Source organism: Solirubrobacter ginsenosidimutans, from assembly GCF_027587205.1.
Genome location: NZ_JAPDOD010000082.1, coordinates 15,301 through 30,287, shown reverse-complemented (window position 1 = coordinate 30,287; position 14,987 = coordinate 15,301). Strand labels below are relative to the sequence as shown.

The 14,987-nt window shown below is 72.3% G+C and carries 14 protein-coding genes; 8 read left to right on the top strand and 6 right to left on the bottom strand.

Annotation, left to right across the window (positions count from 1 at the left end):
- The 3 genes from OM076_RS42190 to OM076_RS46600 all read left to right on the top strand — a co-directional run.
- Window positions 1–751 (top strand): hypothetical protein (locus OM076_RS42190; protein WP_270046228.1); only part of this gene is annotated, 751 nt, incomplete at its 5' end.
- Window positions 751–1,323: a HEAT repeat domain-containing protein gene (locus tag OM076_RS42185; protein WP_270046227.1), complete on the top strand. Its 573-nt coding sequence runs from the start codon at window positions 751–753 to the stop codon at window positions 1,321–1,323. The genes OM076_RS42190 and OM076_RS42185, both read left to right, overlap by 1 nt.
- A gap of 36 nt (window positions 1,324–1,359) precedes the next feature.
- Window positions 1,360–3,000: a L,D-transpeptidase gene (locus tag OM076_RS46600; RefSeq protein WP_270046226.1), complete on the top strand. Its 1,641-nt coding sequence runs from the start codon at window positions 1,360–1,362 to the stop codon at window positions 2,998–3,000.
- Here the strand turns inward: OM076_RS46600 and OM076_RS42175 are convergent.
- Genes OM076_RS42175 through OM076_RS42165 form a run of 3 tightly spaced genes read right to left on the bottom strand, consistent with a single transcriptional unit; the run spans window position 2,961 to window position 7,520 of the window.
- Window positions 2,961–3,653, bottom strand: coding sequence for an SDR family NAD(P)-dependent oxidoreductase (locus OM076_RS42175; RefSeq protein ID WP_270046225.1), 693 nt, complete (start codon window positions 3,651–3,653; stop codon window positions 2,961–2,963). The genes OM076_RS46600 and OM076_RS42175 overlap by 40 nt on opposite strands.
- A gap of 30 nt (window positions 3,654–3,683) precedes the next feature.
- The gene (locus OM076_RS42170) at window positions 3,684–4,736 is read right to left on the bottom strand and encodes an RNA polymerase sigma factor (protein WP_270046224.1); all 1,053 of its coding nucleotides are present in this window, start codon (window positions 4,734–4,736) and stop codon (window positions 3,684–3,686) included.
- Between the two features lie 6 nt (window positions 4,737–4,742).
- Window positions 4,743–7,520 (bottom strand): aconitate hydratase, encoded by a 2,778-nt coding sequence (locus OM076_RS42165; RefSeq protein WP_270046223.1) that lies wholly within the window; start codon window positions 7,518–7,520, stop codon window positions 4,743–4,745.
- Window positions 7,521–7,810: 290 nt separating this feature from the next.
- Between OM076_RS42165 and OM076_RS42160 the strand changes: the two genes are divergently transcribed.
- The gene (locus OM076_RS42160) at window positions 7,811–8,803 is read left to right on the top strand and encodes a hypothetical protein (RefSeq protein WP_270046222.1); all 993 of its coding nucleotides are present in this window, start codon (window positions 7,811–7,813) and stop codon (window positions 8,801–8,803) included.
- Here the strand turns inward: OM076_RS42160 and OM076_RS42155 are convergent.
- Window positions 8,800–9,945: an aminotransferase class V-fold PLP-dependent enzyme gene (locus OM076_RS42155; RefSeq protein ID WP_270046221.1), complete on the bottom strand. Its 1,146-nt coding sequence runs from the start codon at window positions 9,943–9,945 to the stop codon at window positions 8,800–8,802. The two genes, OM076_RS42160 and OM076_RS42155, sit on opposite strands and share 4 nt — an antisense overlap.
- Before the next feature lie 66 nt (window positions 9,946–10,011).
- Between OM076_RS42155 and OM076_RS42150 the strand changes: the two genes are divergently transcribed.
- From OM076_RS42150 to OM076_RS42135, 4 genes are read left to right on the top strand one after another with little or no spacing between them, the layout of a single operon-like run.
- Window positions 10,012–11,349 carry a lactonase family protein gene (locus tag OM076_RS42150; RefSeq protein ID WP_270046220.1) on the top strand — a complete coding sequence of 446 codons (1,338 nt, stop codon included), beginning with the start codon at window positions 10,012–10,014 and terminating at the stop codon, window positions 11,347–11,349.
- A gap of 11 nt (window positions 11,350–11,360) precedes the next feature.
- Entirely contained in the window at window positions 11,361–12,077 is a 717-nt protein-coding gene (locus OM076_RS42145; RefSeq protein WP_270046219.1) for a suppressor of fused domain protein, read from the top strand.
- Entirely contained in the window at window positions 12,074–12,700 is a 627-nt protein-coding gene (locus tag OM076_RS42140) for a hypothetical protein (RefSeq protein ID WP_270046218.1), read from the top strand. The genes OM076_RS42145 and OM076_RS42140 overlap by 4 nt, the downstream gene beginning before the upstream one ends.
- Window positions 12,700–13,725 carry a hypothetical protein gene (locus OM076_RS42135; protein WP_270046217.1) on the top strand — a complete coding sequence of 342 codons (1,026 nt, stop codon included), beginning with the start codon at window positions 12,700–12,702 and terminating at the stop codon, window positions 13,723–13,725. The genes OM076_RS42140 and OM076_RS42135 overlap by 1 nt, the downstream gene beginning before the upstream one ends.
- Here the strand turns inward: OM076_RS42135 and OM076_RS42130 are convergent.
- Window positions 13,722–14,372: a hypothetical protein gene (locus OM076_RS42130; RefSeq protein ID WP_270046216.1), complete on the bottom strand. Its 651-nt coding sequence runs from the start codon at window positions 14,370–14,372 to the stop codon at window positions 13,722–13,724. The genes OM076_RS42135 and OM076_RS42130 overlap by 4 nt on opposite strands.
- A complete protein-coding gene (locus OM076_RS42125) occupies window positions 14,369–14,914 on the bottom strand; it encodes an RNA polymerase sigma factor (protein WP_270046215.1) in 546 nt (181 codons plus the stop codon). Before OM076_RS42125 ends, OM076_RS42130 begins: the two co-directional genes overlap by 4 nt.
- Window positions 14,915–14,987 lie beyond the last annotated feature (73 nt).

Genomic DNA, 14,987 nt, shown 5'->3' with positions numbered 1-14,987 from the left:
CGCCGCCGGAGCCGCGCCTGCCGCGGAAGGCGCGCCCGCGCCCGCGGCCGCGCCCGCCGCTCCCGAAGCCGCCGGCCAGGGCCCCGCGGAGAGCACCACGATCACGATCCCGGACATCGTCAAGCCCGAGCTCGAGCACATCCACGCGTGCGACTCGATCGCCGGGATCATCCCCTACAACGGCACGGTGGTCGGTGGGGAGACACCGCCCGGCAACGCGTTCGGCATCTGCCGCTTCGGCGACGTGCGCGTGACCGGCATCACGATCACGCTGACCGCGCACGTCTACCAGGTGCGCGGCACGATCGAGAACCGCATCAAGTGGGGCGTTCAGTCGCTCGGGCGCACCGACATCGCGGGCGATACCGACGCCGACATCACGGCGGCCAACTACGCGACCGTGTCCAGCGACCTCACGCCGAACATGGCCTCCAGCGGCGGCCGGCCGCCGCGCACGCAGTTCTGGGCCGACGACCTCACGCAGCGCCACGAGCTCTTCCACGCCAACGACGTCCGCGGCCAGGGCCCGGGCGCGGCGACCGCGGCGGTCTCGTGGGTCTCCTCGCAGACGGCGACCGACGTGGCCGGCGTGCAGGCGCTCGTGGACCAGATCCCCAACCGCGTGGTCCGGACGATCGTCGCCGGGATGGGCGAGCCCGCCGAGGTCCGCGCGTACGGCGACGGCGCCGGCTCCTACCGCGCTCGCGCCAACTCGATCAAGACCAAGGGCGACGCGGGCACCTACCACTGATGGACGAGCTCGAGATCCCCGAGACCCCAGGGGACGTTCCGTACCGCGACCGCGAGGACGCCTGGGCGAACAACCTGCTGACGCTCAACGGGCGCCCGGACGACGACGCCGCGGTAATCGAGCTGCTCGACTCGACGTCCGAACTGCTGGCGGGGGCCGCGGCCCGGCTGGTAGGTGCGCGTCAGCTGAAAGACGGTCTCCCGCGCCTGCGCGAGCTGGCGGCCTCCCCCGACGACCTGCTCGCCGTGCACGCTGCTGCAGGCCTGGCCCGGCTGGACCCGGACGCCGGGAGGGAGGAGCTCAAGCGCGTGTCCGCGCTGCCCTGGCAGGGCGCGCCGGGCGCGATCCAGGCCGCGGGCGAGCTGGCACGGCTCGGCGATCCCTCGGCCGCCCCGACGGTCTACGCCGCGCTGGACTCCGACAACCGCGTGCTGCGCACGATCGCGGCCAAGCAACTGTTGTTCCTGGCCGACGCGGGAGACCCGCAGGCCCGCACGCGCATCGCCGCGCTGCAGGCGGATGCCGACGACGGGCTCGCCGCGATCGCCCGCTCGCAACTTTCCTCTCTATGAGAGGCCCTCTCATCTGACCCGCCTACCTTTTGCTATGTGGCCCTCGGACTCGCACCATCTCCGGCTGCCCGGAAACGGCGGACCAACCGCCAGCCGCAGCAGTCCCCCCGCCGCCTGCGCTGGCCGATCTTCGTCGGCTTCGGCCTGATCGCCGTGGCGGCCCTGGCCGTCACCGCCGTCCTCGAATGGTCCGGCGCGACCTTGGCCAAGGACCCGGCGGCGCTCGCCCGCGTCGACATCCAGACCTTCGGCGGGACGCTCCAGAGCGCGACCGCCAAGGACTCCGAGGGCCGCGCGATCGCGCTGACCGATAACGACGGCAAGCTCACGCCGGTCAAGAAGGTCGCGCCCGGCGCGAAGATCACGATCGACGTCGTCACCCGCCGGCCGGGCTGGAACGCGTGGCTGGTGGGCAAGACGAAGCAGCAGAAGCTGACGGTCATGGCGCCGTTCGCCGAGGTGACGTCGAAGTGGGTCACGCGGCCGGTCGGCGGCGCCGTGCCGGTCACCTTCAGCGAGCCGATCGCCCGCGTCTCCTACGCCGGCCACACCGCGCGCGGCACCGGTACGTCGCTCAAGCTGCCCGAGAAGGCCAAGGCCGGCACCGTCAAGGTCGCGGTCGCCGCCCGCCCGTGGGAGCGGCTCGCCCCGGCGGTCACGGTCCACTACTTCCCGCCCGCCAAGCGGCCCGTCGCGCTGGTCAGCCCGGCGCCCGGCGGCCGGCTCGATCCCGGCGACCAGCTGCGCCTCACGCTGTCGGCGTCGGTCCAGAAGGTGTTCGGCAAGTCGCTGCCCGAGCTCGCCGTCGCCGGCCATTGGAAGCGCACCAACGACCACACGCTCGTCTTCACGCCCAGCGGCACCGGGCCGTCGCTCGGGTCTGACGTCAAGGTCACGCTCCCGCACACCGTCGCGCTCGCCGACGCCACCGGGCGCGGCCTGAACACCGGCCGCGAGATCGACTGGAAGGTCCCGCCCGCCTCGCCGCTGCGCCTCATCCAGCTGCTGGCCGAGGACGGCTACCTGCCGGTCGAGTTCAAGGCGGCCGGCGCGCCGGTGGCGCACACCGTGCGCGCCCAGTCCAGCGCCGCCGCGCACCCGCCGGACGGCACCTTCCCCTGGCGGTTCTCGAACACGCCGTCCGAGCTCAAGAAGCAGTGGGCGCCCGAGACCGGCAACGTGATCGTGCGTGGCGCGATCATGATGTACCAGGACGAGCACCATCTGGCCGTCGACGGCCTGCCCGGGCCCGAGCTGTGGAAGGGCCTGCTCAAGAGCGCCGTCGACGACAAGGTCGAGCACTCGAGTTACAACTACGTCTACGTGCACCGCGACCACCTCCCGCAGGTGGCGACGCTCTGGCACAACGGCAAGAACATCTTCAGCACGCCCGGCAACACCGGCGTGGCGGCCGCGCCGACCGAGCTGGGCACGTTCCCGGTCTTCGAGCATCTCCCCGAGACCACGATGAGCGGCACCAACCCGGACGGCTCGCACTACAACGACCCGGGCATCAAGTGGGTCAGCTACTTCAACGGCGGCGACGCCCTGCACGCCTTCGATCGCGCCTCCTTCGGCACGCCGCAGAGCGTCGGCTGCGTCGAGCTCCCGCTCGCCTCGGCGGCCAAGATCTATCCCTACACGCCGATCGGCACGCTCGTCACCATCGAGAGCTGATTCGCGTCGACGAACCAGATCCCCGGCTCGCGCTCCTCGGTGAGCGCGAGCACGGCGTCGCCGACCTGCTCGGCGGTGAGGGTCACGTCGCCGAACGTCACGCCCAGCGCCGGCGCGGCGATCACACCGGTTCCGCCCGCCGGGGTGAGCGCGGGCATCAGTCCGTGGACGGTCACCTGCGGCGCCATGATCACCGCCAGGTTGCGCGTCAGGGCCGTGAGCGCCGACTGTGAGGGAGAGACGGAGAGATGCGCCGGCCCGGCCGGTGTCCCGCCCTTCGCGGAGATCACGTTGACGACCGTGCCGCCGTCCAGGTAGGGCGCCGCGGCCTGGGTGAGCGCGAGCGCCCCGAACACGTCGACCTCGAAGCCGAGCCGGAAGCGCTCGGGGGTCAGGTCCTCGAGCGAGTCCAGGACGGGTGGGGCGGCAGCGTTGTTGACGAGCAGGGCGATGCCGGCGGAGCGCTCGCGCAGCAGCGCGGCGATGCCGGCCTCGGTGGTCACGTCGGCGGCGACGTTGACGGCGCCGTCGATCTCCGGCGCGGTGCGAGCGGCGGCGATCACCGTGTAGCCGGCGGCGACGAGCTGGAGCGCGATGCCGCGCCCCAGCCCGCGGCTGGCGCCGGTGACGATCGCGGTGGGTGAGAAGGTCATACGGGGTTAGACGGCCCGCGACCTCCCGGCTCACCGGTGGAATTCGAGCTGCGCGAGGTTCTCCGGCGTGGGCGGGCGGTGCTCGATCGCTTCGACGGTCTCGGTCGTGCGCACGACCCTCGTGCGGCCGTTCACGGTCGAGTTCGAGGTGCTGATCGAGCCCAGCGGCGTGCCGTCGGTGGCGTCGACGAAGAACTCGCGATGCTCGGACCAGGTGACCGCCGGGGTGCGCCGGCCGTCGCCGGGTTGCACGCCGCTGGTGTCGACCACGTAGCGCTGCGCGGGCTTGCCGGCGAACGTCGTCGTCCCCGCCGCGTCGAGCGTGCCCTGCTGGTATTCGCGCCGGAACTCGGCGACGAAGTTCTCGCTCAGCTGCTTCTTCTGCGCGACGGCGTCGGGCCCGTCGCTGTCGTGAAGGACGATGTCCTGCCCGAAGCCGTTGCGGAACCGCAACGATCCGTCGGCGCGCAGCTCCGAATCGCTCCAGCCCTCGGTGCCGAAGTCCGCGTACAGGCGGGCGCGCTCGCCGTGCAGCCAGCTCTCGGTCGTCGAGACGTGGTGGTCGGTGAGCGGGCTGCCGTCGGGCTTCTCCGCCCGCGTTGGTGCCGGCGACCCGGGCGGCCTGCGCGAGCGGCAGCCCGTCCCACGCGACGAGCCGCGGCGCCTCGCGGTCGTCGGGGCTGAGCGTCGCGAACGCGCGCCAGAACACGTCGCGCTCGCGAGCGCGTCGGCGGGGTCGCGGGCATGCTCAGGCGCGAGGTAGGCCGCTTCTGCGGTCTTGACGCGGGCGCGGGCGCCGGCTCGGGCGCGGTTGGCGAGCGCGTGTCGCGCGACGCCCAGCAACCACGGGAGGACCGGGTCCTCGAGCTCGGCGAGCCGGCGCAGCGCGACGGTGAACACCTCGGCGGCGATCTCCTCCGCGTCGGACGGCGAGGTGCGGCGGCGGGCGTAGGCCAGGACCGGGCCGTAGTTGGCGCGGTAGATCGCCTCGAAGCGGGCGGGATCGGGTGGGCTCGCATCAAGTAACTGGTCACGGCGAGCCCGCCTGCAACCGGCCGGGCGCGAAGCACCCGGCCGGCCCAACGCTTCCTAGAGCAGCGAGCGCAGCACGAACGGCAGGATGCCGCCGTGCTGGTAGTAGTGGACCTCCTTGGGGGTGTCGATGCGGACGCGCGCCTTGAACTCCTTGCCGTCCGCGCGCACCGTCACCTCCTTGGCCTCGCCCGCCTCGATGCCGGTGATCGAGTACTCCTCCTCGCCGGTCAGCCCGAGCGAGGCGGCGTTCTCCCCGTCGAGGTACTGCAGCGGCAGCACGCCCATCCCGACGAGGTTGGAGCGGTGGATGCGCTCGTAGGACTCGGCGATCACCGCGCGCACGCCCAGCAGCTTCGTGCCCTTGGCGGCCCAGTCGCGTGACGAGCCGGAGCCGTACTCCTTGCCCGCGAGCACGATCAGCGGCACCTCGTCCTCGGCGTATTTGATCGAGGCGTCGTAGATCGACATCTCCTCGCCGTCGGGCATGTGGCGGGTGAAGCCGCCTTCGGTACCGGGCGCCATCTGGTTGCGCAGGCGGATGTTGGCGAACGTCCCGCGCACCATCACCTCGTGGTTGCCGCGGCGCGAGCCGTAGGAGTTGAAGTCCCGCTGCTCGACGCGGTTCTCGTTGAGGTAGAGCGCGGCCGGCGTGCCCTTCTTGATCGCGCCCGCCGGGGAGATGTGGTCGGTCGTGACCGAGTCGCCGAGCTTGGCGAGCACGCGCGCGCCCTCGATGTCCTCCGGGGCGAGCGGCTCCTTCGGGACGTTCTCGAGGAACGAGGGGCGGCGCACGTAGGTCGAGCGCTCGTCCCACGCGAAGCGGTCGCCCTCAGGGATCTCGAGGCTCTTCCAGCGGTCGTCGCCGTCGAAGACGCCGTCGTAGGAGGAGCGGAACATCTCCTCGTGCACGGACGCCTCGACCACCCGCGCGACCTCCTCGGCGGAGGGCCAGATGTCCTTGAGGTAGACGTCGGCGCCGTCGGCGTCCTGCCCGAGCGGGTCATCGGTGAGGTCGATGTCCATCGTCCCGGCCAGCGCGTAGGCGACCACCAGCGGCGGCGACGCCAGGTAGTTCATCTTCACGTCCGGGTTGATCCGGCCCTCGAAGTTGCGGTTGCCGGAGAGCACCGACACGACCGCGAGGTCCTCGGCGTTGACGATGCTCGAAACCTCCTCCGGCAGCGGGCCGGAGTTGCCGATGCACGTCGTGCAGCCGTAGCCGACGAGGTGGAAGCCGAGGGACTCGAGCGAGTCGACGAGGTTCGCCTTGTCGTAGTACTCCATGACGACCTTCGAGCCGGGCGCCAGCGACGTCTTCACCCATGGCTTCGACGTCAGGCCGCGCGCGACCGCGTTGCGGGCGAGCAGGCCGGCGGCGATCATCACCGACGGGTTCGACGTGTTGGTGCACGAGGTGATCGCGGCGATCACGACGTGGCCGTGGTCGAGCTCGGTCTCGCGGCCGTCCGCCATCGTCAGCGGGACCGCGTGGGTGACGCGCTCGGCGACCTGCACGCGCGTGCCGTCAGTGCCGGGCGCGGAGTCGTCGTGGCCCGAGCCGTTGCCGTTGTGGGCGGGCGGGTCGGAGGCCGGGAAGGACTCCGCGACCTCCTCGTCGACGCCCATGTTCTCCTCCGGCTCGGGCAGGAGGTCTTCGAGCGCGCCGCGGAAGGCGGACTTCGACTCGGTCAGCGAGACGCGGTCCTGCGGGCGCTTCGGCCCGGCCAGGCTCGGCACGACGTCGCCGAGGTCGAGCTCGAGCGTCTCCGAGTAGGTCTTCTCCTCGGTGTCGGCGTCGTGCCACAGGCCCTGGGCGCGGGCGTAGGCCTCGACGATCTCGATCTGCTCCGCCGTGCGGCCCGTGAACTCGAGATAGCGCAGCGTCTCCTGGTCGATCGGGAAGATCGCGCAGGTCGAGCCGAACTCGGGGCTCATGTTGCCGATCGTCGCGCGGTCGGCCAGCGGCAGGTTCGGAATGCCCGGGCCGTAGAACTCGACGAACTTGCCGACCACGCCGTGCTCGCGCAGGCGCTGCGTGACGGTCAGGACGAGATCGGTCGCCGTCGCGCCCTCGGGCAGCTCGCCGCCGAGCTTGAAGCCGACCACGCGCGGGATCAGCATCGACATCGCCTGGCCGAGCATCGCGGCCTCGGCCTCGATGCCGCCCACGCCCCAGCCCAGCACGCCGACGCCGTTGATCATCGTCGTGTGCGAGTCGGTGCCGACGAGCGTGTCCGGGTACAGGACGCCGTCATTCTCGAAGACCACGCGGGCGAGGTACTCGAGGTTGACCTGGTGGACGATGCCGACGTCGGGCGGGACGACGACGAAGCCCTCGAACGCCGTCTGGCCCCAGCGCAGGAAGCCGTAGCGCTCCTCGTTGCGCTCGAACTCGCGCTCGGCGTTGATGCGGAAGGCATCGCGGGTCCCGAACGCGTCGACCTGCACCGAGTGGTCGATGACCAGCTCGGCCGGCACCAGCGGGTTGATCTTCGCGGGGTCACCGCCCAGCTCGGCCATCGCGTCGCGCATCGCCGCCAGGTCGACGACCGCGGGCACGCCCGTGAAGTCCTGCATCACGACGCGCGCGGGGGTGAAGCCGATCTCTTTACTCGGCTCGGCGTTGTGGTCCCAGGTGGCCAGCGCCTCGATGTCCTGCTTGCGGACGGCGACGCCGTCCTCGTTGCGCAGCAGGTTCTCGAGCAGGATCTTCAACGAGAACGGCAGCCGCGCGACGTCGAACTTCTCCTGGAGGGCGTCCAGCCGGTAGATCTCATACGAACGCCCGCCGACTTCGAGGTCGGCACGGGCGCCAAAGGAATTTTCAGACACTGATTTCAGCTCCGGTGACGGAGTGGATTAAGTGCCTCTGAGCCTACCCCCGAAGCGGTTTCGCTGAGCCCCGGCATTACGGCGGTTGCCCGCCATGTGTTCCGCAGGCCAGCACCACCACGCGCGCAGGGTCGTCACGGCAGTCTCCTGCCGTGCTCAAAACGACGCCTCGCCCTCGCGCACGGCCAGCCGACGGCCTCGACGGCTGGGCACTGCTCCGCGGCCTGACCCCGTGCGGTCATCGCCCTCAGCCGGGCTTTCTGAGCGTCACGTGCCCATGGAGCGACGACGTGCTCTACAGCGTCGCGCGCGGCCCATTCCCGGCCGGGGCGGAGGGCGTCGTCTGCCACGAGGTCCGCTTCAGCGGCACCTACAGCACCCCGTACACGTCGGCCGGCCTGCGCGTCCCCCACCTCGGCACGCTCACCGGCCTCTACGTCGCCCGCCGCTCCGAGCACTCCGCCGGCCCGGACGGCGCCTGGCGCGAGCAGGTGCTGGAGCTGTCCTGCGACTGGGTCGCGGCCGTCCGCCGTCACTCCGACCCGCGCGTCGTCGATGCGCTCCTGCACGGCCCGATCGCCGAGCTGCTCGAGGGCCAGCACGCGCTCGGCTTCGACCTGCGCGTCGAGTACGGGCAGGTGATCGTCTCCCGCCAGACGTTCCTCACGACCGACGCGGACCTCGACGCCCTGGTCGACGTCGCCGAAGGCCTCGCCGACGCGGTCCGGCGGCTCTGCGCGCCGCCGCGCGCCCTCGCCACGTTCGACCGCCCGCTGCCGCCGCCCCGCTGGCTGCCCAGCGTGCGGCGCCATCCGGAGGACGCGCACCTCTCGATGCCGACCCGCGCACGGGTCGACCGCGTCGTCGCACTGGCCGACGAGCGCGACCTGACGGTCGAGGACGCGCGCGCGTTCCACACCGCCTTCCCGGCGATCAACGTCCCGGGCGAGGCGTTCGCCGTCCTCCGCGGCCGGCTGCCCGGCACCGAGCTGACCGGCCGGCTGCTGTGCTGCGCCGAGCGCCCGCTGCACATGCCCGAAGAGCTCGCGCCACTCCTCTCGCACCCGGGCGGGAGCGGGGGCTGCGACGTCGCCGTCCTCGAGGTCGCCGCCGCGACCCCGGCGACGGCGCCGGAGGGCGAGGTGGAAGGCGACGTGCGCGTCGCGATCGCCGACGGCGTGCTGACCGCGTGGCGCCCGCGCCGCGGCTGGCAGGCCGACGGCCCCGCGCTCGACCGGCTCGCCGCCGACGTGGCCACGATCGTCCGCCGCCGCGGGCTCTAGCTGAACGTGGAAATTGTCTCGATCGCCGCATCGACGTCGGCGGCGTCCACGTGAAGCGAGGTGCCAAGCCGCGCGTACTGCTGCGCATAGGGCGTGACCGAGGCGCGGATCCGGTGCTCGAGCAGGCGGGAGACGACCGTCTCCGCGTCCATCCCGTCGACCTCGAAGCAGACGATCCCGGCCGAGACCGCCGGGTCGCGCGGCGTGATCAGGCGCACGTGGGGCAGCTTCGCGAGCCCGTCCTTGAGCTGCGTGGCGAGCGCGGTGATCTGCCGCGGTGCGTCGGCCGGGTGGTGGGCGAAGGCCTCGGCGAGCGCCCAGCGGTGCTCGAACGAGTGCCAGCCGCCGGGCGTGAAGCGCGGGCCAGGGTCGCTCGAGGGGTCAAAGCTGGGGATCGTCGCGGCGATCGCCCGCCAGTCGCCCGTCCAGATCAGGCCGGTCCCGCGCGGGCCGCTGAGCCACTTGTGGGTGCCGGCGACGAACACGTCTCCCGCGAGCCGCGGCTCGACCGCGGCCAGCGCATGGACGCCGTCGACGACCACGGTCGGCGCCACGTCGAGCCGCTCGACGGGCACCTTCACGCCGGTGCCGGAATGCACCCAGGTCAGCGCGACGACCTTCGTGCGCGGCGTGATCGCTTCGCGCAGCGCGCCCAGCATGCCGTCCGCGGTGGCCGTGGCCGGGTCGTCGTAGAGCCGGACCTTCCGCACGATCGCGCCGGAGAGCCGCAGGGCCTCGTGGGTGGCGTAATGGTCGTGCTCGGTGGTCAGGACCTCGTCGCCGGGCCCGAGCAGCCCGCGGTAGACGAGCCCGAGACCCATCGTGGTCGAGTCCGTGAAGGCGAGCTCGCTCGCGCCCACGCCGAGGTACTTCGCCGCCTCGCTCGCCACCGCCCGCTCGAGCTCGGCCTGATGCTCGTGCAAGTACGTCGCGGCGCCGGCGTCCAGCCCGCGCCGGTGGCGCTCGATCGCATCGCGCACCGGCTCGGGGTGCGCCGAGAACAGAAAGGCATCGAAATGCCGGAGAGCCGGATCGAGACCGTAGGCGACCGCCGCGCGCGCGGGCCGCTGCTTGCTCCCGCACCCCGCCAGCGCCAGCGCCGCCGCCCCGCCGGCCAGCAGCTGCTTGCGCGTCAGCTCCATCGGGCGACACTAGCCCGCGTGCGCGGGTTACTTGCGCACCTGCGGCACAGGCACGAGGATCGCGCGGTGCGTCTGCTCGCCCTCCCGCTGGCCTTCCTCGCGCTCGCCGCTCCCGCCGCTGCCGCGCCGCCGCCGGGCGCGCTGACCCAGCTCGACGGCAAGGCCGGCTGCGTCGCCAACCACCTCGAGGTGTGCGCGCGCGGCCACGGGCTCGACGACGTCGAGGCGCTCGCGCTCAGCCCCGACGGGCGCTTCCTGTACGCCGTCTCGTCCTATCTCGGGAAGGACTCCGCGCTGACGACGTTCGCGCGCAACCCGTCCACGGGCGCGCTCAAGCAGCGCGGGTGCGTGAGCGAGAAGGGCCGCGGGCCGTGCGCGAAGGGTCACGGGCTGACCGGCGCGATCGATGTGACCGTCAGCGCCGACGGAGCGAACGTGTACGTCGCGGCGCCCTACTCGGGTGACGACGACGAGCGCGGCGGCGCGATCGCGGCGTTCGCCCGCGACGGGAAGACCGGCGCCGTGAAGCAGCTCGCGGGCCTGGCCGGCTGCGTCAGTGCAGATGGGCGTGACCGGTGCGCGCCCGGGCGCGCGATGGCCGGGCTCAGCGGCATCGCCCTCAGCCCGGACGGCCGGTTCGCCTACGCGACCTCCGCCAACGGCAACGCGCTGCTCGTGCTCTCCCGCGGGGCCGACGGCGCGCTGCACCAACTCGATGGTCCCGCCGGCTGCGTCCGCCACCAGGGCGGGGACGGCTGCGCCACCGGCCTCGGGCTGCACAGCGCCGTCAGCGTCGTCGTCAGCGGCGACGGTCGCTTCGTCTACTCGGTCGCGTCGACCGGCGGCCAGGCCGTCGCCGAGTTCGCCCGCGACCCGGCGACGGGCACGCTGACCCAGCTCGGGTGCATCAGCCAGAAGGGCTTCGGCGGGTGTGACCACGGCCACGGGCTCGGCTCCGCCGTCCAGCTGACGCTGAGCCCCGACGGGCGCAACGTCTACGTCTCCGCCTTCCGCACCCACTCCGTGGCGGTCCTCAACGTCGATCCCGCCACCGGCCGCCTGACGCAGGACGCGGGCAGCGCGGGCTGCGTCGCCACCGGCGCCCGCGACGACTGCGCGGTCGCGCGGGGGATCTCCGGCACGGTCTCGGTCACCGTCTCGCCCGACGGCAAGAACGTCTACGTCGCCGGCCCGCAGAACAGCGCCGTCGCGGCGTTCAAGCGCGGCGCGGACGGCGTGCTGAACCAGCTCGGCGGCGCCTCGAGCTGCATCGGCGACAACTTCCAATGCCGGGCCGCCGACGGCCTCGGCTTCGCCTTCGACGTCGTCGTCTCACCCGACGGCCGCAACGTCTACGCAGCAGGCTCCGACGACGACGCGATCGTCGCCTTCAAACGCAACTAGGGATGGGACCGATGAGCACGGAACGTTCGAAGTCCGGTGTGCGCATGCTGCGCCACACGCAGCAGGAGCCGGCGGAGCTGGTCAGCGGCGACCAGGCGCTGATCAATGCGATCAGCGATCACATCGAGCACCACTTCGGGCCGGTGCCGACGGTGTTCCACGAGATCGTGTCGCCGCACGCGCACATCGACCTTCACGTGGTGGTGCCCACCAAGGAGCGGCCGGCCATCACCGTCGTGACCTCGGGCATGAGCGAACGCCCGATGGCGAACGGCAAATACGCCGAGCTCATGCTCATCCTGCCGCCCAGCTGGCCGACGATGGACGATCCCGCATTCCAGACGGACGAGGGCTACTGGCCGTACCGGCTGCTGAAGGAGCTCGCGCGCCTGCCGCACGAGTTCGGGACCTCGATCGGGCTGGGCGACACCGTTCCCCACGGCGACCCGCCCTCCCCGTACGCCCGCAACACGAAGCTGTGCGGCGCCCTGATCGCTCCGATGGTCCTGCCCAACGAGGAGGGCGCGGAGCAGATCGTCCACGACGGGCGCGAGATCGACCTCCTGGCGGTGTGGCCGCTGCACAAGGACGAGATGCAGGTCAAGCTCGACGACGGCCTCGACCGGCTCTTCGACCTGCTCGACGAAGCGAGGATCACGGAGATCCTCGAGCCCGACCGGCCGAGCGTCGTGCCGAAGCGGCGGCGCGGGCTGTTCCGTCGCCCATGAGGACCCTTCCGCGCATCGCCGTCGGGTTCGTCGTGTTCGCCGGCGGGCTGACGTTCCTCGTCTACGGGATCGCCCAGGCGATCACCACCGGGAGCTGCGGATCCAGTTCCAACGGCTTGTCATACGGGCCGGCGTGCCCGAGCGGGATGGGCCCGATGATCCTGTTGATGATCCTCGGCACGTTCGCCGCGCTGATCGGCGCGGGGGTCGCCTCCGTGCGGTCGAGCCGGGGCGGGGTCACGGTGCTCGGCGGCGTTGGGCGGTTCATCGCGGCGCTGATCGTCGCCGTGCTCGCCGGCGTCGTGCTCGGGTTCGTCGATCTGCACTCCGACGACACTCGGCCGGGCCTTGAGATCGTCGCGGCCGTGGTCGTCCCGCTCCTGCTCTTCGCGGTGCCCGCCATCGGCATCGTCCCCGCGAGAAAGATCAAGCCCGCGACGGCACCGGTCGTCGAAGGGCCGATCGCGTGGCAGACGCCGGCGCCCAAGCCGGCCGCGACCACGACCGCGAACGCGCAGGACATCGCGACACGGCTGAAGCAGCTCGAGCAGCTGCGCGCTTCCGGGTTGCTCGACGAGGCGGCCTACAAGGAACGCCGCACCCAGATCCTGGCGGAGCTGTGATGCTGCGGCTCCTGGCGATGCTGGTCGCGGCGATCGCGGCCTTCGGTGGCTCCTACGGCGCCTACGCGGCGGTGCAGGCGGTCGGGCCGGACGACCGCACGAACGACTTCGGGTACGGCGACGCCGCCACGACCTCCCCCGGCGGTGGCGATCTCTACGAGTCGAAGAACTTCGCGCTCGTCATCGCGGCGCTCAAGCGCGAGCTCGGCCCCGACGGCCGAATCGCCTACATGACCCTCGAGCGCTCCGAGGCGAGCGCCACGGCCCGCGTCGGCGACCGCGAAGTCCGCGTCGAGGTCGATGCGTCGGGGCGCTCGCAGTCAAGCGTCGGTGAGACGGCGAGGCCGGCGGCACTGCTCCCCGTCTCACGTCTGGAGGCCGGCGCGATCGACAAGATCGTCCGCGGCTCGCAGCGCCAGAGCCGCTCGCTGGTCGAGCGCCTGACGCTCCAGGGCAACACCCGCGAGTGGTCGGTCGACATGGACGGCGGCGAGCCCGACTCCTACACCGCCAACCTCGACGGCGGCGGCCTGCGCCTCCCGGGCGAGCCGAACCCCGAGCCGATCGGCGCCTCGCCGGACTCCCTGCTGCAGACCGAGAACCTCGCCAAGGTGATCGCGGCGGCGCGCAAGGAGGCGCCGGCGGACGCCCGCGTGAAGGACTTCGACATCCGGCCTGACCGCGTCTCATTCACGCTCGACGCCGGCGGCCGGGAACTCGAGCTCGACTACGGCTACGACGCGCAACTGACCAGCCGCGACCTGCGGGCCAAGAGCGGCGCTCCCACGGCGTCGGTCAGCTGGGAGGCCGTCGATCCCGAAGCGCCCGCGCGGATGATCCGCTCGGCGAGCAAGCTGCTGCGCGTCAAGGACCTCGGCGACGTGCAGTACGTCCTGATCAGCCTGCCGTCGACCCCGGGGGAGGGGAAACCGAGCCTCTCGATGTACTTCACCGAGGGCCACGACCCGGGCTACGTGCTCGCCGACCTCCACGGGCGCAAGCTCACCTGGCCGGGCCGCACCTAGCCTCCCTGGCGGACCCTCCAGGGTGAGCAGTCCGCGCGGTTCTGGGCGTCGAGCGCGGCGAGGTCGCCCGCCGCGAGCTGAGCGGGGACGTCGGCCCAGTTCCCGGGCGAGTCGCGAAGCGATGGCCACGACGGCGCGTCGGCGAGCACCGCCGCGGCGGCCTGCCTGCCTTCCGGGACCGCCAGCCAGTAGCGCAGCCAGATGCACGCCGCCCGGAACTCGACGAGGCCCTGGACGTCCTTGGCGAAGTTGACGCTCGCCATGTTCGTCGGGCCCGGGGCCGTCGAGAGCCAGTCGAACGGGTCGCGCTCCAGCGGCGGATAGGGCGTCTGGTCCTCGAAGCCGTCCGCGACCGCCGGGAGGTCGGCGTGCGCGATCACCGGTTCGCGGCCCGTGAACTCCGGGATGGCGGGCGCCTGGGTGAGCGCGCGCGAGAGCGCGAGTGTCGTCTCCGGGACCGGCGGCGCCGCCGGCCGCTCCTCTACGGGCCCGGCGGTAGGGCTCGGCAAGACCACGAGCGCGCCCAGCACGCACCCGATCGCGGCGGCGGGCAAGACCATGGCGCGCCAACGCGGCCGCCGGCGCCGCCCGTAGTGGCGGTGCGCGGCCTCGTCGAGCGCGGCTTCAAGCGCCGGGAACGTACTCATGAGCGGCCCTTCGCCATGCCGCGCAGCGTCAGGAGCCCGCGGCTGACGCGCTTGCGCACGACCGCCTCAGACACCCGGATCGAAGCGGCGATGTCCTTGTAGGAACGTTGCTCGAGCACCCGCGCCCGGACCGCGTCGGCCTGGTCGGGCGGGAGCGACTCGAGCAGCTCCAGCGCGCGCTCCTCGGCACCGAGGCGCTCGATCCGCTCCGCGACCTCGTCGTCGATCGCCAGCCGCGGGAGCGCGAGCTTGCGCCGCGCGCGATCCTCCACGTGACCCTGCTCGATCGAGCGCATCAGCCGGTGCCGGGCGATCCCGTAGAGCCACGCGAGGCCCTCGCCGCGATCGGACCGGTAGCGGCGCGCGCCCAGCAGCGCGGCCGCGAACGTCTCGGCCGCGAGGTCGGCGGCCACCTCGGCGTTGCCCGCGCGGCGCATGAAGTACCCGAGCACCGCCGCCTCGTGGCGCCGATAGAAGACCGCGAACGCCGCGGGCGTATCAGGCGTCGCCGCCAGCAGCTGTTCGTCGGACCAGTCCTCCATCGGTCTCCTTACGGCCGACTCGCGGTCTTTGTGACCTGCGTCGGACACAAAGAGCCGCAATGGGCCGGTGCTG